The sequence below is a fragment of the Xenorhabdus bharatensis genome, from assembly GCF_037996705.1.
Taxonomy (GTDB): domain Bacteria; phylum Pseudomonadota; class Gammaproteobacteria; order Enterobacterales; family Enterobacteriaceae; genus Xenorhabdus; species Xenorhabdus bharatensis.
Window position 1 is genome coordinate 226,473 of record NZ_JBBMXG010000004.1, and the last position, 22,149, is coordinate 248,621.

Below are 22,149 nucleotides of genomic sequence, written 5' to 3' on the forward strand. Positions count from 1 at the left end.
TCTTTGTTGACTGCGTTCTCTCCCCCCGATCACACTGTTATCTATGTTCTCAGGGGTTACTCACTACTCACCGCGAGACAACTTGAAATCCACAGGGTATAGGATCATTTCCTCAGTTTCTGTTCACTTACCACTCTTTCTTTATTCATGGTGTGTTCAGCTCATCGTTTCTACTCAGTTCACTCCGTAAGATAGCGCGCTTAAGTGATATAGTGAATACTCTGGAATATCATTGACCACTCAAAATCCGCGCTGGATCAAGTTTACTGGCCCGACGAGCCGGATACCAACTGGCTAGCAAGCTCAGGATCAGCGCCGTTAACAAAACATAGAAAATATCCATGGTATGTAATTCTGACGGCAGAAAATCAATGAAATAGATATCACCGGAAAGAAATTGATGCCCGGACAGCTTCTCTATCCATTTAATAATAGCTGTCAAATTAAGTGCCATGAAAATTCCGACAATAGCGCCAATAATACTGCCAACCATTCCGGTCAATAATCCATACCACAAGAAAATTGACCTGATATGACCATCCTTAGCGCCTAATGTACGCAGAATAGCAATATCACTGCTCTTATCTTTGACCGCCATTATCAGCGTTGAAACGATATTAAAACAGGCGACCCCAATAACTAAAATCATGGCTAAGTACATGATACCCCTTATCATCTGGATATCGTTGTACATATAACCGTAGTCTTTCAGCCATGTGCTGATATAGACGTACCTGCCTGTTGCATTACCGGCGGCTATAACTCGCTTCTCCGCCGCAAAAACATTGTCTGCTTTAATGGCAACACCCGTAATAGCATCGCCATAGTCCAGATATTGTTGTGCATCAGATAACGGAACCAAAGCCAAACGGTGATCCAACATGCCACTTAACTGAAAAATACCGGTAACTTGTAAACGGATTCGTTTAGGCTGTAATAATTTCAGACTCGGATCGCTGTTTGGGATCATCACTGTCAGCCAATCACCCTGTTTCACATTCAGTGAATTTGCGACTCCCTGCCCCAGAATGACCTGATGTTTGCCCGCCTGAAATGTCTGCCATGCGCTGTCACGGACAAACTTATACAAGGTACTGACTTCAGCTTCAGTGGCAGGATCAACACCACGAACCTGAACAGCATGGAGTTTATCTCCTCGTTCCATCAGCCCGGTAAATTCAACATAAGGAGATGCTCCCGCAATGCCCGGGGTTTGTCTGATTTGTTTAAGCGCTGATTTCCAATGCTGGAAAGGCTGTTCTACCGTGTAAATCTGCCCATGAGGAACAACAGAAAGTATCCGGTTTTTCAGTTCACGCTCAAAACCATTCATTGCGCTCAAACCGATGATCAGCACAGCAACACCCAGCATGATCCCCAGTGTTGAAATGACTGAAACCAAAGAAACCATTCCCGCACGACGTCGCCCCTGACTGAAGCGTATTGCAGTAAGTAATGCAAGAGGCAGATTTGCCATTACACCCCTCCCGTCAGGGTTAATTCATCCTGTAAATATCCATCACGCATTTCTACCTGACGCGCCAGTCTATCAGCCAATTTCAGATCATGAGTCACAACCAAAAATGCCGTGCCCTGCTGTTGATTCAGGTTTTTCAACAGCTCAAAAATGCTGTCAGCGTTACGTTGGTCAAGATTACCTGTCGGCTCATCTGCCAACACCAATGAAGGTTCGTTCACTAATGCACGAGCAATAGCAACCCGTTGGCGTTCACCTCCTGATAATTCAGAAGGCCGATGATGTGCCCGCTTTTCCAGCCCGACTGCCGCCAACATATCCCGTGCCTTTTGTTCAGCCAGCTTCTTACCTCCAAGCAGCCTTTTCCTACCGATCAAGAGTGGCATAGCAACATTTTCTAATGCATTAAAATCAGGCAGCAGATGGTGAAACTGATAAATAAAACCAATTTCTCTGTTCCGTAATTCTGCCCGACCGGAAGCCGACATATTGTTAAGTGATTCCCCTTTGAAAATCACTTCACCTGAGGTCGGTGAATCCAATCCACCCAATAAGTGCAAAAGAGTGCTCTTACCCGAACCGGAACTGCCGACAATCGCCATCATTTCTCCTTGCTGCATGGAAAATGTGACGTTTTTTAAGACCTCGGTGGAAACCTGCCCTTCCTGATATTTTTTATATAAATGATGGCACAGTAATAAAGGTTGATTACTCATAACGTAAAGCCTCAGCAGGTTGGGTGGCAGCAGCGCGCCAGGAAGGATATAAAGTCGATAATAAAGAGATTAACATGGCACTGACGGCAATAATCACCACCTGAATGGGTTCAATGGCAACAGGTAATTGAATACCTTCTGTCAGCAGGCCGATAACAGGCATTAAGTTATTCAGTTGACTAGAAAGCAGAATTCCTAACCCCGTTCCCAATAAAGCACCAATGATGCCTGCTCCGGCTCCCTGAATCATAAAAATTGTCATCACTTGCCGACGGGTTAACCCTTGTGTCTGCAAAATAGCAATCTCACCCTGTTTTTCCATCACTAACAAAGAAAGAGAAGTGATAATATTGAAAGCAGCAACTGCGATGATTAGGCTAAGCAGCAACCCCATCATATTTTTTTCCATACGTACTGCCTGAAAAAACTCCCCCTTACGTTCACGCCAGTCTTTCCAGACCAAGCCTTTCGGAAGCGGCTGCTGACTTAACTCATCCACCTTTAATGGTTCAGTGAGAAATAAACGCCAGCCGGTAATATTGTTAACGGGATAGCGTAAAAGCCGGGCGGCATCCTGCTGATTGACCAGCATTTCAGTGTCATCAACTTCGCTGTTGGCAAAGAATGTTCCGGCTACTGTAAATAAACGCTGGCTGGGGATCCTACCCATTGGGGTCAGCTGGCTGGCACTCGGAACGATAATGCGGATCTGATCACCTCGCCTGACGCCCAGTCTCGCTGCCAGTTTTTCACCTAAAATCACAAAATAGCGACCGGGCTGCAATTGGCGCTGATCAACATTGACGGTATATTCCGCCAACGGCGTATATTCATCCGGCTTAATACCCAGCATAACGCCGACACCCACATTATGGGCACTTTGCAGCACAACATCGCCCTGAACAACCGGCTCAATACGGGTGACATCTTTTAAACCAGAAAGCTGGCTTTTCGGATGCTCGGCAGGATTAATTGAGCCATTTTCTGAAGTAATAATGACATGAGGCATAAAGCCCAGAATACTGGCCTCCAGTGAACGTTCAAAGCCGTTCATGACTGACAACACGGTAATTAATGCAGCCACCCCTAATGTAATACCAATGGCTGAAAGCCAGGAAACAAAGCGGCCAAATTTATCAACCGCCCGCCCGCGCATATAGCGCAATCCGATAAATAATGAAACAGACTGAAACATAGGATCCGCCGTATCAAAGGGGGTTATTTGAATGCATTAAATTAATGAAAAAGATCATATTTTATCTCTGTTCTTGCATATGTATTTTGTAAAAATTCAATCTATATCGTTTACTTATTACATATTATCACTGTTTAATTAAGTTTTGATGAGCACCTTCGAAATTGAAGATAAAAAAGCCCTGTTGTTAACGCGCGCTAATATATTCCCTCAGACCAGACTGTAAATCTGTTACTCAGCTGTTGCCAAAGCAAAGTGTTCAGGGATAATAAAGAGCAGTTGTACTATATGGAACCATTCACATTCCGGTTCTGTTTTTTTACTTTCTCTCAACCTGCCAGCGTATTTATTGTAAAGGCCACTGGGTTAAATATGTGTTGGGAATGGACTGAATTTTAGAGAACACATCAAACGCTTATGTCCGCAAAATATCGTTATCAACTTCCTGAACGCCGCGGTGATATCCGCCAGTTAGGCCACCTGATCGGTGCAGCTTGTGCCATCGAATGTGCTGAAATCATTGAACGACACTCCGGCCCGGTGCTGCTAGTCACAAAAGATATGCAGAATGCCTTACGGCTGCGTGATGAAATTCCACAATTTACCCGTACTTCAATAAATATGTTGTCAGATTGGGAAACTCTACCTTACGATAGTTTTTCTCCTCATCAGGAAATCATTTCAAACCGCTTATCTACCCTGTACCAGCTACCTTTTATGACAGAAGGGGCGCTTATTCTGCCTGTTAATACATTAATGCAACGTGTTTGCCCTCACGAGTACCTTCAGGGGCATGCTTTGATCATGCATAAAGGGCAGCGTATTTCGCGTGATAAATTACGGGCAAATCTGGAACAGGCCGGCTATCGCAGTGTTGAGCAGGTGCTTGAACATGGTGAATTTGCCACACGTGGTGCCTTGTTTGATCTGTTTCCTATGGGAAGTGAGCACCCTTACCGTATCGATTTTTTTGATGATGAAATCGACAGCCTGCGTACTTTTGATGTGGATAGTCAACGAACACTGGAAGAAGTGGAGAAAATTAGTTTACTGCCGGCCCATGAGTTTCCGACAGATAAAGAGGCTATCGAATTGTTCCGCAGCCAGTGGCGTGAAAAGTTTGATGTCCGGCGGGATGCTGAACACATTTATCAGCAAGTCAGTAAAAAAATGTTACCCGCCGGCATTGAGTACTGGCAGCCATTATTCTTTGAACAGCCTTTATCAACCCTATTTGATTATCTACCTGAAAATACACTGATTATTGTACAAGATTTGATGAACACGGCAGAACGTTTCTGGCAAGATACCGAGCAACGCTTTGAAAACCGTAAAGTTGACCCGATGCGGCCATTACTTCCTCCCGACCAAATCTGGCTTCCCGTCGACAGGTTGTTCGCCGAACTGAAAAAATGGCCTCGCATCCAAATCAAAAATGAAGAGCTGCCCAAAAAAACCGGAAATATCAACCTCGCTTATCAGCCTTTGCCTGATATCTCCGTTGCCGCTCATCATAAAGCGCCTTTAGATAAAGTACGCCGCTTTATCGAGCAGTTCAGCGGCAGGATTATTTTTTCGGTGGAAAGTGAAGGACGTCGGGAATCAGTCAGTGAGTTACTGTCCCGGATTAAAATTCATCCGGTCACAATACAGCAACTGGAAGATGCTAAAGAGGCCGGATGCTTTTTAATGGTAGGCAGTGCAGAACAAGGGTTTATAGATGAGGAGAAAAAACTCGCCCTCATTTGTGAAAGCGACATGCTTGGTGAACGTGTCAGCCGCCGCCGTCAGGATAACCGACGCACAATTAATACCGATACCCTGATCCGTAACCTCGCCGAACTCCGTCCCGGGCAGCCCGTCGTACATCTTGAGCATGGTGTCGGACGCTATCAGGGTCTAACAACTCTCGAGGCCGGAGGAATTAAGGCTGAATACCTCATTCTGACTTATGCCGGAGAAGACAAGCTGTATGTGCCGGTTTCATCTCTGCATTTAATCAGCCGCTACGCCGGAGGAGCAGAGGAAAGCGCACCGCTGCACAAACTGGGGGGTGAGGCATGGAGTAAAGCGCGTCAGAAAGCGGCAGAAAAAGTCCGTGATGTTGCCGCTGAATTACTGGATATCTACGCACAGCGAGCCATTAAAACGGGTTTTGCGTTTAAGCACGACCGGGAACAATATCAATTGTTCTGCCAGAATTTTCCATTCGATACAACACCCGATCAGGAACAAGCCATTAATGCAGTACTGAGCGATATGTGCCAGCCCATTGCGATGGACAGGCTGGTATGTGGTGATGTCGGCTTTGGTAAGACGGAAGTCGCCATGCGAGCCGCTTTTACCGCTATCAACAATAATAAACAGGTCGCTGTTTTAGTCCCGACGACGCTGTTAGCCCAACAGCACTACGATAATTTCCGCGATCGTTTTGCGAACTGGCCTGTACACATTGAGGTAATGTCACGGTTCCGCAGTGCTAAAGAGCAGCAGCAAGTTATAGATATGGCAGCAGAGGGAAAAGTCGATATCATCATCGGTACGCATAAGCTGTTACAAAGTGATCTGCGCTGGAAAGATTTGGGTTTATTAGTTGTGGATGAAGAGCACCGTTTCGGTGTCCGCCATAAAGAACGTATCAAAGCCATCCGTGCCGATGTTGATGTCTTAACCATGACAGCAACCCCGATTCCCCGGACGCTTAATATGGCAATGAGCGGAATGCGCGATCTGTCGATTATTGCAACGCCTCCCGCCCGTCGTCTGGCGGTAAAAACCTTTGTGCGTGAATATGACAGCTTAGTCGTTCGGGAATCGATTCTGCGTGAAATTTTACGCGGTGGTCAGGTTTATTATCTCTATAACGATGTCGAAAATATCGAAAAAGCAAAAAGCCGGCTGGAAGAATTAGTACCTGAAGCCAGAATAGTCATCGGTCATGGGCAAATGCGTGAACGTGACTTAGAACGTGTCATGACGGACTTCCATCATCAGCGTTTTAATGTATTGATATGCACTACCATTATTGAAACCGGGATCGATATTCCGACAGCAAATACCATTATCATTGAACGGGCTGATCACTTCGGTCTGGCTCAGTTACATCAATTGCGCGGGCGTGTCGGTCGCTCTCACCATCAGGCATATGCATATTTGTTAACTCCTCATCCGAAAGCTATGACCACGGATGCGCAAAAGCGGCTGGAAGCGATTGCCTCGCTTGAAGATCTGGGTGCAGGGTTTGCTCTGGCAACTCATGATTTGGAAATCCGGGGAGCCGGTGAGCTTCTGGGTGAAGATCAAAGTGGTCAAATGGCAAGTATCGGTTTCACACTCTATATGGAGCTGTTGGAAAGTGCAGTTGATGCACTCAAAAACGGGCGGGAACCTTCACTTGAGGATTTAACCACCAATCAAACTGAGATAGAACTGCGTATTCCGGTGCTGCTACCCGATGATTATATCCCGGATGTCAATATGCGTCTGTCTTTCTATAAGCGTATTGCCAGCGCTCAGAATGACAATGAACTGACAGAATTAAAAGTTGAACTCATTGACCGGTTCGGTATGTTACCTGATCCGGGCAGAAATTTACTACAGTCTGCGTCTATTCGCCTTACGGCTCAGAAGCTAGGGATAAAACGTATTGAAGCCCATGAAAAAGGTGGCTTTATTGAATTTAGTCAAAACCATAAAGTGGATCCCCACTATCTGATCAACTTATTGCAGACTCAGCCTAATATCTATCGGCTGGATGGGCCCACTAAACTGAAATTTATTAATGAGTTAACGGAAAGAGCTGAACGCTTATCGTTCATTCAGTCATTATTGGAAAAATTTGAGCAACATCAGGTATAACATCAACGCTGCTGCTTTCAAATTTTGTCGAATATATCAATAAATTTTAGTTTATATACCCAATGGATTTCGAGTTGCATCGTGGCGGTAAGAGAATTCATCCCCGGGAGCATAGATAACCGTATGTTTATAAAAACAGTGACTGGGGTAACAGAGTACAGCCAACAAAGAGGCAACTTGAAAGACGCAGGGTATACTTATCTCCGCGAATATAATAACTATGTGACCGGAGATATTTCATTTCGGGGGACTCCCTACAAATATGGTGCAAGGATCAGCTTCCCTTTTTCATTCAGAGGAATCGATTGATCTGGTTTATGCATCACTCTTACCTTACCCGGCATATTATCAATAGTATAAATGACATCATACCCAATAATACGTGGCTCCCTGATCTGAAATGCAATACAGTTTTTAAACTCATAATAGCTCATTGCATAGTATTCACTTGTTGTATTTAATTTTTCTATGAAAGAAAGTATATTATTTTTACATGCAGATAAGCGGTTACTTTCAGTATTACCAAATATCTTAATAAATGGCACCAATGCCCCATTACAATAATATTTTTGAGCAGAATCTATTGTTATGATAGGTTCAGAAGAGAGCACCTGAGCATATTTAGGTTGTGCTTTTTTAGAAAAAAATATTATAGCGATACCAATAGCAATAATAACAATCAGAGAGTAGATACTGCACTGCCTTGCCCTTAGCATACTGACATAACACGTCATTATATTAATAATTTGGCACACTCCTTACTTAAACATGTCCCTTAGATATTTTGGGAACTAAAAACACACTCAACTCGTGATTAAAAATTCTATATTTAATTCACTGTATTTATAGAAACTTAAGGTTCATCGAATTTAGATTTTAAATTAATTTCATATTTTTATTACATTTAATATTTTTATCATTACTAAATGTTTTCAATAATAACAAATAAGCATACATTTTATGTCATGGTTACCTAGCTAAAATTAGTTTTATTACAAGGATTAATCCGACTAAAAAATGAGAAGAAAACGAGCCAGGATAAACAGAATAAAAAATAGAGTGATATTGAATAAAAATTTATACACAATGGATTTCAAGACGCGTCGCGGCGGCAAGGGAACTCATCCCCGGGAGCATAGATAACCGTATATTTCTAAAAACGGTGTCCGGGGTGAAAGAGTGCAGCCAACAAAGAGGCAGCTTGAAAGACGAAGTGTATAGTGGCTCATCTGAAATTTATTGAAATATCATTAATCAAATTCAGATGAACCACTCTACTCTGGTTAAATTAGTGCAATTTCAATCGTGGACGGATCACACGATTTATCCCACCAACCAACATCATTAGACCTGTTTTAATATACCCATGCAATGCAACCTGATGCATACGGTACAAAGAGATGTAAACGATACGTGCGATACGGCCTTCTACCATCATTGAGCCACGCATCAGGTTACCCATCAGGCTACCTACGGTACTGAATTTAGATAAAGAAACCAAAGAACCGTGATCTTTATATTCATATTCTTTAAGCGGCTTTTCATTCAGTAAAGCCAGAATGTTATCATAGCAGCGGCTCGCCATTTGGTGAGCAGACTGGGCGCGTGGAGGAACAAAACCGCCCTCTTTTTTCGGACAGGATGCGCAGTCACCGATAGCAAAAATAGTCTCATCCAGTGTTGTCTGCAAAGTAGGCTTCACCACCAGCTGATTGATGCGGTTTGTTTCCAGCCCACCAATCTCTTTCATAAAATCTGGCGCTTTAATTCCGGCAGCCCAGACCATCAAAGACGCTTTGATCTGTTCGCCATCTTTGGTATTCAGACCATTTTCATCTGCGCTGGTTACCATTGTCTTAGTTAAGACTTTAACACCCAGTTTAGTCAGCTCTTGATGTGCAGCACCAGAAATACGTGGTGGCAGCGCTGGCAAAATACGTTCGCCGGCCTCGACTAAGGTCACATTCAGTGCATCTGAATTCAGGCTCTCAAAGCCGTAGCTGTTTAACTGTTTAACTGCATTGTATAGCTCAGCGGAAAGCTCAACACCTGTCGCTCCACCACCAACAATCGCTATATTAACTTTCTCTTCCGGGCACTGATTCGCAGAATATTTCAGGAACAGATTCAGCATTTCATTATGGAAACGATGTGCCTGCTGCGGATTATCAAGGAAAATGCAGTTGTCTCTTACACCAGCTGTACCAAAATCATTTGATTGGCTGCCTAATGCCATAACAAGAATATCGTAAGCCAACTCACGCTCTGGTACTAACAAATCACGACTTTCATCACGAATTGCAGCCAGTGTGATTTTCTTTTCTTCACGATTGATATTTGTGAGTGTACCTAGTTGGAAGTTGAAGTAATGGTTACTTGCATGAGCAAGATAACTCAATGCATCAACACCATCATCAAGAGAACCTGTTGCTACTTCATGTAATAACGGTTTCCATAAATGGCTGTTGTTGCGATCCACCAACGTTATTTCGGCTTTTTGCTTACGCCCTAATTTATGTCCCAAACGTGTTGCCAGTTCTAAACCGCCAGCACCCCCACCAATGATGACAATTCTTGTCTTTGGCGTTGTCATGACTACCCCACTGAAAATACAACTAATGTTATGTAAAGCGCTAAATGATTTTCTGAATAACGTTCTTAAATAACATCACTCATGATAAATTTCATACTGAAAATATCGCCAGAATATCACGGCTGGTCAGTAGGTCATACCAAAAATGACCCCTGCTAAATTCTTTTGATTAATTAGACACCAATCACAAAATTTATGTACTCAACTTTAATTAATCAGACTTAAATCTAGTTTATTAATACTTATAATTTACATTGTTAATATTATGTGATTAGCCATGCTATTTGATGAAATACAGGAAGAATATTGTCCTGAAATGGACATCAAAAAGTAATAAATAAAAAGGGAATACAAAAAGACAGGATCATAATGTAACAATCCTGCCTTTTGTTTAAGCGCAATAAATCAGAAGGAATTAACCACAGCTTAACCAGTGTTCACATAAATTATTTAATTGTAAATTTGCCCGCTGCCAGCGTTCTGATTTTTTCAGTTCTTCCAGACTGAACGACCTTCCCTGATGGTATAACCGTGCCACTTTATCTGAATTCACTATCGGTAAATTATCCAGTACGTTAGTCGCACCCTGACGGTTATTACATACCAGAATCATATCGCAGCCCGCTTCCAATGAGGCTTTTGCCCGGTCAGCGTATCCTCCCATAACTGCAGCACCTTCCATGGATAAGTCATCTGAAAAAATAACGCCATTAAATCCCAACTGTTGACGTAAAACGGTTTTTAGCCAGTAAGGGGAAGCACTGGCCGGACGATCATCAACCTGAGGATAGATAACATGTGCAGGCATAATTGCATCAAGTAAGTTGCGCTGGATAAAATCGCGGAAAATCAGCATATCGTGACAGCTAATGGCATCCATTGAGCGATTATCCACTGGCGTTTCTTTGTGGGAATCCGCTATGACTGCCCCATGCCCGGGAAAGTGTTTACCTGTTGATTTCATACCAGCCGAATGCATTCCCCTGATAAATCGCTCTGCCATCACCATCGCAGGTTCAGGCTCTTCATGAAATGAACGTTCACCAATCGCAGTACATTTATGGCCTAAATCCAGTACAGGGGCAAAACTGATATCAATGTCCATTGAAATCATCTCTGATGCCATCAGCCAACCCGACTCTTCTGCCAAATGCCCTCCCATCAGTTCGTCATGCAAACAGGCAAAAGACTGGGCCGCAGGTAATCGTGTAAACCCTTCATGAAAACGCTGTACCCGCCCTCCTTCCTGATCAACGGCAATGACTAAACGATGACGGGAAGCTTCGCGGATTTGGCGAACCAAATCACGCAACTGCTGAGTATCATGGAAATTGCGGGTGAACAGGATCAAACCGCCCACTAATGGATGTTGCAGAATTTCACGCTCTTCACTATCCAGCTCATGACCAACAACATCTAACATTACCGGACCCATAATATTCCTCACTTCTTATTAGTTATCTATTTATACACTTCGTCTTCCAAGTTGCGTCGTTGTTGGCTGCGCTCGCTGCATCTTGGAATCTATTGTGTATATTGGTTGCCATCTATTAATTGCCGATCTTCGTATTAAAACGTCAGCTTAAACCCCAGACGCAAAGGATAAGCCAGAGCTAAAAATTGCGGATCTTTTGTCTGCTTCCAACGTACTTCATACCACATCAGCATCATGTACCTGACCCACGGTTTCCATTGGCTAATTTTTTGTTGTAATAAAACAATATCACTGTATCCGGATGGGTCAGTACAATAATAATTCAAAAAAAACTTCTGCTGCATCTCATTCCATTGATTACCTTCAAACAGCCCCGCTAATGAAAAACCAATATCAACATCTGCGGCGTATTCCCAGTCAATCAGTTTCAAACCTTCCGATGTCATAATCAGATTATCAGGATGAATATCCATATGTGCAGGTGCTATTTTCAAAGGCTCAGGCATTTTCGCTGATATAAAGAATTTATGCAGCCGTAACCATTCAGGAGAAAGCCTAGAATTATCAATATGTAGCCATTGATAGGCTAATTGTTGTTTGAGTTGGAAGGTATACCCCAATGGGGCGTGGTGATGGAGAATGGCGATGATATTCGCCAATGACTGTTGAAATGCGGGTAAACCGAATTCTTCTGCTGTGATCTTTGTTCCTTTCAGCCATTTCAGTAACAACCAATCACCGTGCATTGCGATCACATCAGGCGCTATGCCGGTCGAAGATAATTTCCGTAATATCCGCTGTTCCCGTTGACGGTTGACACCCAGAGCACCACTATGCCATGTGTGCTTACGGCCAACCATCTGGCGTACACCATCCGTAATATAGTGGCTTCCCTGAGTCAGCCCTGTTAATGGCCTGATCTCCCAATTTTCTGCTGGAATGTCAGGCCACTTCTGACACAACATTCCAGATAGAGCTTCACTATTAGTTAATATCACTAGTTAATATCACTGCTACCGGACCAGAGTATTTCACCTGTTTTCACCAGCATAAGCTGCATGTTTATCTTACGCTGTTGACTATCACCAGAAGCCACTGAATAGATGACATAATCGGCATTTAAGTAACGAGCCAAACCGATAGATTTGCTGCGTGATGCCAAACTATCTTCTGATGACAGGCCCAGAGCCTGTCTGGCGTAATAAATCTGGCTTTTCGGCACAACCTGAAAAACATGCGTTTTGCTGACCACATCAGTAATTGCGTCAGTTGCCTTAAGTGTTCTCAGTGAACCACTCGTACTATTTTTGACATTATCAACGAGCAGTATTTTCCCTGCTTCTACGCCATGTGCTTTAGCCATTTGGTCAACTAATGGCTGTACGATGTTATTCCAGTTAATTGACTGAATCTTTGGTGGCTGAGGTACTTTCTGTAACGGCGGTTCAGTGGGTTCCGTTTTTTGCTCTGGTTCAGCAGGTGTAACAGGAGCAGGCGGTTGTGTGGATGTTAATGTACAACTCGCCAGCAACATTGCTGATATTACAACCAAGAAAATTCTTTTCATTCATCTACTCCGGTTACAGCTGTCATGTCTATCTTTCGTCTTACAAGTGACCGCATTAAAAAACAGCAGTGAGTAATATTACTCTGCCAGTAACGGACCTAATGGGTGCCCACCAACCAGATGCATATGGATATGAAAGACAACTTGCCCTGAATGACGGTTACAATTCATGATGAGGCGGTAGCCGTCTTCAGCAATTCCTTCCTGCTTGGCTATCTTTGCAGCAACCGTGAATAAGCGACCCAATGCAGCCTCATGCTCCGGCATAACATCATTAACCGTTGGGATCAGCACATTAGGAATAATCAGAATGTGAGTGGGTGCCTGAGGTGTAATATCTCTGAATGCAGTGACTAACTCATCTTGATATACGATATCAGATGGAATTTCACGACGGATGATTTTGCTAAAAATAGTTTCTTCTGCCATCTCATTTCTCCTTTATTATCATTTAATGTTCTTAAATGTCGATATGGAACAAATCACAAAAATTCCTTGTTGTCACTTCGGCTAGTTCCTCAAGACTGACCCCTTTCAATACTGCCATATACTCAGCAACATCGCGTACATAAGCGGGCTGATTTTGCTTACCACGATGAGGAACCGGCGCCAGATAAGGTGAATCAGTCTCTACCAGAATACGATCGAGGGGAACAAATCTGGCTGCCTCACGAATTTGTTCAGCATTGCGAAATGTCACAATACCGGAAAACGAAATATAAAAGCCAAGATCCAGTAAATCCTTAGCTGTTTCTTTATCTTCAGTAAAGCAATGCAAAACCCCGCCACAATCCTGCACTTTTTCTTCCCGCAATACCATCAGAGTGTCATCTTTTGCGTCACGGGTATGAACAATCACTGGCTTATTTAATTCGCGGCCAATACGGATATGCTGGCGAAATGAAGTTCTCTGCAATTCGGCATTTTCTTTCTGATAATAGTAATCCAGCCCTGTTTCACCCATTGCGATAACATCACTATCTGCGGCTAAACGGGCAAGCTCATCAAAGTCATAACCTTCATCCAGATTTAACGGATGAATACCGCAGGAATACGCAACATTGTCACGTTTGCCAATCAGGTTTTTCATTTGCAGGAAGCCGGGTAATGTGGTCGCAACTGCCAGCATATACTTCACATCCCTTTCTGCGGCCTTCGCCACTACATCATCCACACTTTTATGCAGTGTTTCATAATCTAAACAATCGAGATGACAATGTGAATCAACTAAAAACATAATATGCCCATATTTAAATGTATTACCGAGTGGAGCAAAGCTGCCCTTCCCAATTGAGTAATTGTTCAGTTAATAACAATTCCCGATTGATGCCCGCTACGGATATTAATTGATGACGACAGCGTATCCAATCATCAACTGTATTTAACAATTTTTCCACACTTTGGCTGGAGGCCAGATGGTGAATCAACATCTGCTGATCCTGATTGATACAGTAATTTTGCGCCTTCTGACGCCATTTTACCGCATCAGACAGCAGACTGATTAGCCAGTACAAAGACTGTTGTACATCATCACGATTCAACAATGGCAAAAGTGACAAGGTATCATATTTATGTAGCGCCTGCGTGATAGCCTGACAAAATACATTTCTCTGTTGCCATTTTTCAGTCTGGAGTAACTGTTTTGCTGCCAGAGGTGCTCCCTGAGACAGTTTCAGTGCTGTCTGAATATCCTGTGATGGTATCGTCGGGAGTTTTTTTTGCAGCCAATGCAAACCGGTCTGGGTATCAGGAGCCGGCAGGTGATAATAAAAACAGCGGCTTCGTAATGTTGCCAGTAAGCTGGCCGGATGCTGACATCTCAATAGAAAATAGGTATTACCGGGTGGCTCTTCCAGTGTTTTTAACAACGCATTTGAGGCTGCATCGGTCAGTGACTCTGTTGATGGCACCCACGCAATTTTAGCACCACCCTGTTGAGAATACTCATAAAGCTTTTCACTGAGCTGACGCACTGCATCTACACCTATTGTGCTTCTCCCCTTTTCCGGGGCGAGTACATGCCAGTCAGAATGTGTTTCTGCCAACATCAAATGACAGCCGTGGCATTTACCGCAACTTTTTATTCCCTGTTTATTCTGACACATTAGCCAACGGCTTAATCCGTAAAGCAGTGCATCTGCACCCGTGCCTTCATGCGCATGGAGTAAAAGAGCGTGGTGACCACGCCCCTGTTGGTGGGATTCAATCAGCTGACGATATGCATGGTTAAGCCACGGATACCAATTCATGCCTGAATTTCCTGTTGTTTCAGCCAATGTTGCAGAGCCTGACGGATGTCATCCTGTACTTTTTCCAATGGCTGAGTTGCATCTATTTTTATGATGGATTTATCTTGTGCGACCAACTCAAGATATCTCGTACGGGTACGATGGAAAAAATCTAATGATTCTTTTTCAATACGATCCAGTTCGCCACGTTCACGGGCACGCTGTAAGCCAATCTCTGGCGGTAAATCAAGATAAATGGTCAGATCAGGAGAAAAATTGCCAAGCGATGCTTCACGTAGTGAAGCCAATAAATGTTGGTCAATGTTACGTCCACCTCCCTGATATGCCTGAGATGACATATCATGGCGATCTCCAACAACCCAGCAACCTTTTGCCAGCGCAGGCTTGATGACATTCTCCACCAACTGAACCCGGGCAGCATAAAGCATCAGCACTTCTGCTTTATCCGTCAATATTTCACCTTCGACCCCTTGTTTGATCATCTGGCGTAATTTTTCCGCTAATGGTGTTCCACCCGGCTCACGGGTAAAAACAAGATCAGAAATCCCGGATTGTTTCAGTGTATCGGACACTGTCTGGATAGCCGTGGTTTTTCCTGCTCCTTCAAGCCCTTCAATAACAATAAATTTGCTGTTCATTTATCCTGCTTCAATCTCTGGCGATAAAGGCTTACCGCTCTATTATGCTCTACTAAATTCGTGGTAAAAGTATGGCCGCCATTACCATCAGCGACAAAATATAAATAGTTAGTTACCGCCGGATGAGCCGCTGCCTTAATTGATGCAAGGCCCGGCATGGCAATCGGTGTCGGCGGCAGCCCTTCAATCATATAAGTGTTGTATGGCGTAAAGGTGCTCAGGCTGCTACGGAAAATAGTTCCGATGTATTTATCCCCTAGCCCATATATCACTGTCGGATCGGTCTGCAAGCGCATCTTTAAACGCAGGCGATTGACAAATACAGAAGCCACTTTAGCGCGTTCAGAATCTACAGCTGTCTCTTTTTCGATGATAGAGGCCATAATTAACATCTCATAAGGACTCTTATACGGTAGATTTTCAGCCCGGCTTTTCCATTCCTGATCGACAGCCATAACCATTTTTTGGTGGGCGCGCTTGAGTAAATCTATATCGCTTGTACCTGCGGTATAGAGGTAAGTATCAGGATAGAACCACCCTTCCAGTGAATTCTCTGTTTTCATACCCAGCCATTCCGCCAGTTCTTGTGGCGTCTTATCTTCAGCCACGTGCTTTAAGTATGGCGCATTCTGTAATATTTTTGACCAATCAGAAAGACGGCTGCCTTCAACAAAACGAATGGTAAACTGAACCTCTTTACCACTGACAAACAATTGCAGAATTTCTCTTACTGACATACCTTTCTGTAACCGGTAAGTTCCCGCCTTAAATTTAATCAGTTCCGGTTCAAACCGGAAGAGCCAGGGTAATAAGCCGTTATCTTTGATTAAATTATGCTGAATCAACAGCGTTTCTAAGCCGATACGACCCGTTCCGGCTGGTAAGGTGAATATGAGATCCTGAGCCAGATTAACCTTCTGGGCAGAAAAATTTTCCACTTTTTTAATAAAGAAGAAAGATGCTATTGCTGCAACAAGAATAATCAATCCAGATAGAATAAGAATGCGCTTTTTAAGTTTCATTCGGTTACCACTTTTATCTGCCTTTTAACTATCTGCCTTTCAATTATCTGCCTTTCAACGGCTGGCTGAATCGCTACCGTTTAATAATCCTCAGAATTACAGGCTTAAACATTCAGGTAATAGATATTCATATAACTCTCTGGATTGGTATTTCCATGCAGGCTGATTTTTATGTGCCTGAATCTGATTAACCGCCATAACAGGCATCAGTGAATTACAAATAATGACCTCATCAGCGTGAGCTAGTGCTTCAGGGTAACGCATGACACACGACAAGTGATAATCACTGCTTTCCAATAGCTGGATAATTTTCTGGCGCATAACCCCCTCCACACCACACTGGCTTAAATCCGGCGTATAGATATCTTTACCTCTCCGCCAGAAGATATTAGCGCTACAACATTCAACTAATAAGCCATCACTATCAAGCACCAGCGCTTCATCGATCTTTTCCTGATCAATAAACCGCTTTATCAGAACTTGTTCCAAACGGTTCAGATGCTTAATGCCCGCCAAATGAGGATTAATCCCCATAGCAACAGGGCTAAGCCCCAATGAAACCCCTGTTTTCCGTTGCCTGTAATATTGCTCCGGGTAGGGGCTTAATAAAAGGATCTGGTTTAGCTCGTTAATACCATCACTGCTGTAACCGCGTCCGCCCGAACCTCGGGTTAAGAGCACTTTCAAAACGCCAGACTCACATCCTGTTACAACTTGTTGAATGTGCTTTTCCAGTGTTAACCAATCCGGTACTGGCATAAACAGTTTTTCAACACCTTTTTGTAATCGTTTCATATGTAAAGGCAAAAAAGCTGCCTGACCCTGCTCTACCCTGATTGTGGTAAAGCAACCATCACCATATTGTACCGAGCGATCATTAACCGAGATTTGATCTTGCAGTTTGCCGTTAATCCAATACATCATCTTACTTTCTGATTCTTAAATAAAAAGGCGTGAAAACCTCAGGTTATAAGGGGCATTATAATAGTATAAAAAAAGCCTCAACACGAGTTGAGGCTTTTTATGAGAAATAGGGTGTTTTACATCTTACGGAAAATCAGTGAACCGTTAGTTCCACCGAAGCCGAAAGAGTTACACAACGCATATTCCATTCCCTCAACTTTACGTGCTTCGCCAGGAACAAAATCCAAGCGGCAATTTTCGTCCTGATTAACCAGGTTAATAGTTGGAGGAACAATCTGATCCTGCAAAGAAAGCACTGTGAAAATAGATTCCACAGCACCAGCAGCACCCAGTAGGTGGCCTGTCATTGATTTGGTTGAACTCACTAATACTTTAGTGCCTTCACCAAAGACAGATTCCACAGCCAGCGCCTCAGCAAGATCTCCCGCCGGTGTTGACGTCCCATGAGCATTAATGTAGCCCACTTGTTCTGAAGAAATGCCTGCATCTTTCAGAGCATTTTCCATAGCAAGTGCAGCCCCTGCTCCATCTTCAGGCGGAGATGTCATGTGATACGCATCACTACTCATACCAAAGCCAACGACTTCAGCATAAATTTTTGCGCCGCGTTTTTTGGCGTGTTCATATTCTTCAAGAACAACAACACCAGCACCATCACCCAGAACAAACCCATCACGATCTTTGTCCCAAGGACGGCTCGCGGTTTTAGGATCATCATTACGGGTCGACAATGCTCGGGCAGCACCAAACCCGGCAACACCAAATTCTGTACTTGCTTTTTCAGCACCACCTGCCAACATGATATCAGCATCATTATAAGCAATTATACGCGCTGCATGACCAATGTTGTGCACACCAGAAGTACAGGCTGTTGCAATAGAGATACTAGGACCACGAAGGCCATATAGTATGCTCAGATGGCCTGCCACCATATTAATAATGGTTGAAGGTACAAAGAACGGGCTGACCTTACGAGGACCGGCAGAAAGCAATGTTCTGTGATTCTCTTCAATCAGGCCCAAACCACCAATACCAGAACCAATAGCAGCACCAAAGCGGCCAGCATTGGCTTCTGTTACTTCGATTCCTGCATCTTCAAAAGCTTGAACACCTGCAGCAATACCATACTGAATGAACAAATCCATTTTTCGTGCATCTTTGCGCGAAATATTGAAATCTTCATGATTAAAATTCTTCACCAAACCAGCAAACTTAGTTGCATGGTTAGCGGTGTCGAAATGTTCGATAAGGCCGATACCACTCTGTCCGGTACAAACAGCGTTCCAAGAAGACTCTACTGTATTGCCGACAGGAGATACCATGCCTAGTCCGGTCACGACTACTCGACGCTTAGACACGGTTATCCTCCAGGGAGGGAAAAAATGTAAGACAAAAAACATAGGCGGTCGAACGACCGCCTAGGTATATGTGCTTATTTACCTGCGTTTTCAACGTAGTCAATAGCAGCCTGAACTGTAGTGATTTTTTCAGCTTCTTCGTCTGGGATCTCAATATCGAACTCTTCTTCCAGAGCCATTACCAGTTCAACTGTGTCAAGAGAATCAGCGCCCAAGTCATCAACAAATGAAGCTGTGTTTACAACTTCTTCCTCTTTAACACCCAGTTGTTCAACGATGATTTTCTTAACGCGTTCGTCGATAGTGCTCATACTATTAAATTTCCTATCAAAACTCGCTTTCGCGATGGTTTTCGTAGTTTATAAAATACAGGAAAAGATGCAACCAAATCCCGGCTGGTCGAACCACTAACTGCTTCTTTTGTATAAGAAATACATAAAAAAACAGCAGGTTCGCTCATTTTTTAGATCATGTACATGCCACCATTGACATGTAATGTTTCACCCGTAATGTAAGCGGCCTCATCAGAAGCAAGAAACGCTACAGCACTGGCAATTTCCTTTGCATTACCGAGACGATTAGCAGGAACATCAGATAAAATGCCTGCTCGTTGTTCGTCTGTCAACGCTCTAGTCATATCGGTTTCGATAAAACCAGGAGCAATAACATTGACGGTAATGCCACGAGAAGCGACTTCACGAGCCAGTGATTTACTAAAACCAATAACTCCTGCTTTCGCTGCCGCGTAATTCGCCTGCCCTGCATTTCCCATTGTTCCAACAACAGACCCAATGGAGATAATACGCCCATAACGTTTTTTCATCATAGAACGCATTACTGCTTTTGACAGACGAAAAATCGAAGAAAGATTAGTGTCAACAATACCTTGCCACTCATCATCTTTCATACGCATCAACAAGTTGTCACGTGTGATGCCTGCATTATTAACCAGAATGTCTATTTCACCAAATTCAGCACGAATATTCGATAGTGCCTGTTCAATGGATGCTGAATCTGTGACATTCAGTACAAAACCTTTGCCTTTATCGCCCAAATAGGCGCTGATTGCCTCGGCTCCATTTTCGCTGGTCGCGGTGCCAATGACACGCGCGCCACGTTCAGCCAATAATTCTGCAATCGCTCGACCTATGCCACGGCTGGCACCAGTAACTAGTGCAATTTTTCCATCAAAGCCCATGTTTTCCTCAGTCATTTATTCAGAGCAATTGTAAGTGATGATACATCATTCACTGCTACAGCACTCAGAGTACCAACAATTCGTTTTGTTAAGCCAGTCAGTACCTTACCCGGCCCTATTTCCAGCAGGTTATCAATACCCTGAGCAGCAATATACTCAACAGATTCTGTCCAGCGTACCGGATTATACAACTGACGAACCAGCGCCGCCCGGATTGTATCAGCAGATGCTTCTGTTTTTACATCAACATTATTAATAACAGGAAATTGCGGCTGCTTAAACTCAACAGACTGTAATGCATCAGCTAGCTGGTCTGCGGCGGATTTCATTAATGCGCAGTGTGAAGGAACACTGACTGCTAAAGGCAGAGCACGTTTAGCTCCCGCTGCTTTACATGCAGCACCCGCGCGTTCCACTGCTTCTTTTTCGCCGGCAATAACAACCTGCCCCGGAGAATTGAAGTTTACTGGTGAAACAATCTGGCCCTGTGCTGATTCTTCACATGCTTTTGCAATGGATTCATTATCCAGGCCAATAATAGCATACATAGCACCCTGCCCTTCAGGCACGGCTTCCTGCATCAGCTTTCCACGTAATTCAACCAGCTTAATTGCCTGTTGGAATTCAATGACGCCAGCACAAACCAGTGCTGAATATTCACCCAGACTATGACCTGCCATCACGGAAGGGTTTTTCCCTCCCTGTTGCTGCCAGACCCGCCAAATAGCAACAGAAGCGGCCAACAATGCAGGTTGTGTTTTCCACGTTTTATTCAGTTCTTCTGCTGGGCCTTGCTGGACTAACGCCCATAAATCGTATCCCAAAACCGCAGAAGCCTCTGCAAAAGTTTGCTCTACAAGCGGGAATTCCGCGGCTAAGCCAGCTAGCATGCCAAGAGATTGAGAACCCTGGCCGGGGAATACCATTGCAAAATCAGACATGTTTATCTTCCTGTTAAGTTAAAAACGTACTAGCGCTGAGCCCCAGGTAAAGCCACCGCCAAATGCTTCAAATAAAACAAGTTGGCCACGCTGAATTCTTCCGTCACGGATCGCCTCGTCAAATGCAGTCGGGACAGATGCAGCTGAGGTATTACCATGACGATCCAGTGTCACAACAACTTTATCCATCGTCATATTCAGTTTTTTAGCTGTCGCTGAAATAATACGTAAGTTCGCCTGATGGGGCACCAGCCAATCAAGCTGGGAATGAGCCAAACCATTAGCTTCCAATGTCTCATCAACAATATTCGCTAATTCTCGCACAGCAACCTTAAATACTTCATTGCCAACCATCGTAAGGTATGCTGGTGTATCCATTTTTTGGCGATCATGGTGAGGCACTGATAACAATTCGCCATAATCACCGTCAGCATGCAGATGGGTCGACAGAATACCCGGCTCTTCCGAAGCGCCTACTACCATCGCGCCTGCTGCGTCCCCAAAAAGGATAACGGTGCCACGATCTTCTGGATTAACAGTTTTGGAGAGCGTATCAGAACCAATAACCAGTGCATATTTGGCTGCACCCGTTTTGATAAACTGATCAACGACACTCAATGCATATGTAAACCCGGCACAAGCCGCCGCAACATCAAAAGCCGGGATACCGTTAATGCCTAGCAGTTTTTGGATCTGGCAGGCACTGCTGGGAAAAGCATGAGTTCCCGTTGTTGTTGCAACAACTATTAAATCAATTTGCGTTTTATCGATGCCTGCCATTTCTATGGCTTGCTCAGCAGCCTTGAATCCCATGGTTGCCACCGTTTCACCTTCATCGGCGATACGGCGCTCACGGATACCCGTGCGAGTGACAATCCACTCATCAGTTGTATCCACCATTTTTTCTAAATCTGCGTTAGTACGCACCTGAGACGGCAAGTAACTGCCCGTGCCTAAGATCTTTGTATACATTTATGC

At 43.9% G+C, this 22,149-nt stretch carries 20 protein-coding genes; 1 reads left to right on the forward strand and 19 read right to left on the reverse strand.

What is annotated here, in order from left to right; translation table 11 throughout:
• Positions 1-229: 229 nt before the first annotated feature.
• The 3 genes from lolE to lolC are packed head-to-tail and all read right to left on the reverse strand — an operon-like array spanning position 230 to position 3,388.
• On the reverse strand, positions 230-1,477 hold the full coding sequence (lolE, locus tag AAC855_RS05935; RefSeq protein WP_340608698.1) for a lipoprotein-releasing ABC transporter permease subunit LolE: 1,248 nt from the start codon (positions 1,475-1,477) through the stop codon (positions 230-232).
• Positions 1,477-2,193, reverse strand: a complete 717-nt coding sequence (gene lolD, locus AAC855_RS05940; RefSeq protein WP_340608699.1) for a lipoprotein-releasing ABC transporter ATP-binding protein LolD — start codon at positions 2,191-2,193, stop codon at positions 1,477-1,479. The genes lolE and lolD overlap by 1 nt, the downstream gene beginning before the upstream one ends.
• The gene (lolC, locus tag AAC855_RS05945) at positions 2,186-3,388 is read right to left on the reverse strand and encodes a lipoprotein-releasing ABC transporter permease subunit LolC (protein ID WP_340608700.1); all 1,203 of its coding nucleotides are present in this window, start codon (positions 3,386-3,388) and stop codon (positions 2,186-2,188) included. Before lolC ends, lolD begins: the two co-directional genes overlap by 8 nt.
• Positions 3,389-3,805: 417 nt before the next feature.
• Between lolC and mfd the strand changes: the two genes are divergently transcribed.
• Positions 3,806-7,246, forward strand: coding sequence for a transcription-repair coupling factor (gene mfd / locus AAC855_RS05950; protein WP_340608701.1), 3,441 nt, complete (start codon positions 3,806-3,808; stop codon positions 7,244-7,246).
• 254 nt (positions 7,247-7,500) lie between these two features.
• On the opposite strand, the gene umoD is transcribed toward mfd, so the two are convergent.
• From umoD to AAC855_RS06030, 16 genes are all read right to left on the reverse strand, one after another.
• Positions 7,501-7,962, reverse strand: coding sequence for a UmoD family flagellar biogenesis regulator (umoD, locus tag AAC855_RS05955; RefSeq protein ID WP_340608702.1), 462 nt, complete (start codon positions 7,960-7,962; stop codon positions 7,501-7,503).
• 572 nt (positions 7,963-8,534) lie between these two features.
• Positions 8,535-9,839, reverse strand: coding sequence for an NAD(P)/FAD-dependent oxidoreductase (locus tag AAC855_RS05960; protein ID WP_340608703.1), 1,305 nt, complete (start codon positions 9,837-9,839; stop codon positions 8,535-8,537).
• 415 nt (positions 9,840-10,254) lie between these two features.
• Complete coding sequence (gene nagZ / locus AAC855_RS05965; RefSeq protein WP_340608704.1) at positions 10,255-11,274, reverse strand: beta-N-acetylhexosaminidase; 1,020 nt, start codon at positions 11,272-11,274, stop codon at positions 10,255-10,257.
• A gap of 134 nt (positions 11,275-11,408) precedes the next feature.
• Entirely contained in the window at positions 11,409-12,239 is an 831-nt protein-coding gene (locus tag AAC855_RS05970) for a phosphotransferase (protein ID WP_340608705.1), read from the reverse strand.
• A gap of 32 nt (positions 12,240-12,271) precedes the next feature.
• Positions 12,272-12,841: a penicillin-binding protein activator LpoB gene (gene lpoB, locus AAC855_RS05975; protein WP_340608706.1), complete on the reverse strand. Its 570-nt coding sequence runs from the start codon at positions 12,839-12,841 to the stop codon at positions 12,272-12,274.
• 78 nt (positions 12,842-12,919) lie between these two features.
• The gene (hinT, locus tag AAC855_RS05980; protein ID WP_099110949.1) at positions 12,920-13,270 is read right to left on the reverse strand and encodes a purine nucleoside phosphoramidase; all 351 of its coding nucleotides are present in this window, start codon (positions 13,268-13,270) and stop codon (positions 12,920-12,922) included.
• Positions 13,271-13,301: 31 nt separating this feature from the next.
• On the reverse strand, positions 13,302-14,078 hold the full coding sequence (locus AAC855_RS05985; protein ID WP_340608707.1) for a metal-dependent hydrolase: 777 nt from the start codon (positions 14,076-14,078) through the stop codon (positions 13,302-13,304).
• Between the two features lie 22 nt (positions 14,079-14,100).
• Positions 14,101-15,090 carry a DNA polymerase III subunit delta' gene (gene holB, locus AAC855_RS05990; protein ID WP_340608708.1) on the reverse strand — a complete coding sequence of 330 codons (990 nt, stop codon included), beginning with the start codon at positions 15,088-15,090 and terminating at the stop codon, positions 14,101-14,103.
• Positions 15,087-15,728, reverse strand: a complete 642-nt coding sequence (tmk, locus tag AAC855_RS05995; RefSeq protein ID WP_340608709.1) for a dTMP kinase — start codon at positions 15,726-15,728, stop codon at positions 15,087-15,089. The genes holB and tmk overlap by 4 nt, the downstream gene beginning before the upstream one ends.
• Complete coding sequence (gene mltG, locus AAC855_RS06000) at positions 15,725-16,750, reverse strand: endolytic transglycosylase MltG (RefSeq protein WP_340608710.1); 1,026 nt, start codon at positions 16,748-16,750, stop codon at positions 15,725-15,727. Before mltG ends, tmk begins: the two co-directional genes overlap by 4 nt.
• Before the next feature lie 96 nt (positions 16,751-16,846).
• Positions 16,847-17,671, reverse strand: coding sequence for an aminodeoxychorismate lyase (gene pabC / locus AAC855_RS06005; protein WP_340608752.1), 825 nt, complete (start codon positions 17,669-17,671; stop codon positions 16,847-16,849).
• A 119-nt stretch (positions 17,672-17,790) separates the two neighbouring features.
• Complete coding sequence (fabF, locus tag AAC855_RS06010) at positions 17,791-19,032, reverse strand: beta-ketoacyl-ACP synthase II (RefSeq protein ID WP_340608711.1); 1,242 nt, start codon at positions 19,030-19,032, stop codon at positions 17,791-17,793.
• Positions 19,033-19,106: 74 nt separating this feature from the next.
• Positions 19,107-19,343: an acyl carrier protein gene (acpP, locus tag AAC855_RS06015; RefSeq protein ID WP_012989255.1), complete on the reverse strand. Its 237-nt coding sequence runs from the start codon at positions 19,341-19,343 to the stop codon at positions 19,107-19,109.
• A 152-nt stretch (positions 19,344-19,495) separates the two neighbouring features.
• Positions 19,496-20,230, reverse strand: a complete 735-nt coding sequence (gene fabG, locus AAC855_RS06020) for a 3-oxoacyl-ACP reductase FabG (protein WP_340608712.1) — start codon at positions 20,228-20,230, stop codon at positions 19,496-19,498.
• Positions 20,231-20,241: 11 nt separating this feature from the next.
• Entirely contained in the window at positions 20,242-21,171 is a 930-nt protein-coding gene (gene fabD, locus AAC855_RS06025; protein WP_340608713.1) for an ACP S-malonyltransferase, read from the reverse strand.
• 18 nt (positions 21,172-21,189) lie between these two features.
• Positions 21,190-22,143: a beta-ketoacyl-ACP synthase III gene (locus AAC855_RS06030; protein WP_340608714.1), complete on the reverse strand. Its 954-nt coding sequence runs from the start codon at positions 22,141-22,143 to the stop codon at positions 21,190-21,192.
• Positions 22,144-22,149 lie beyond the last annotated feature (6 nt).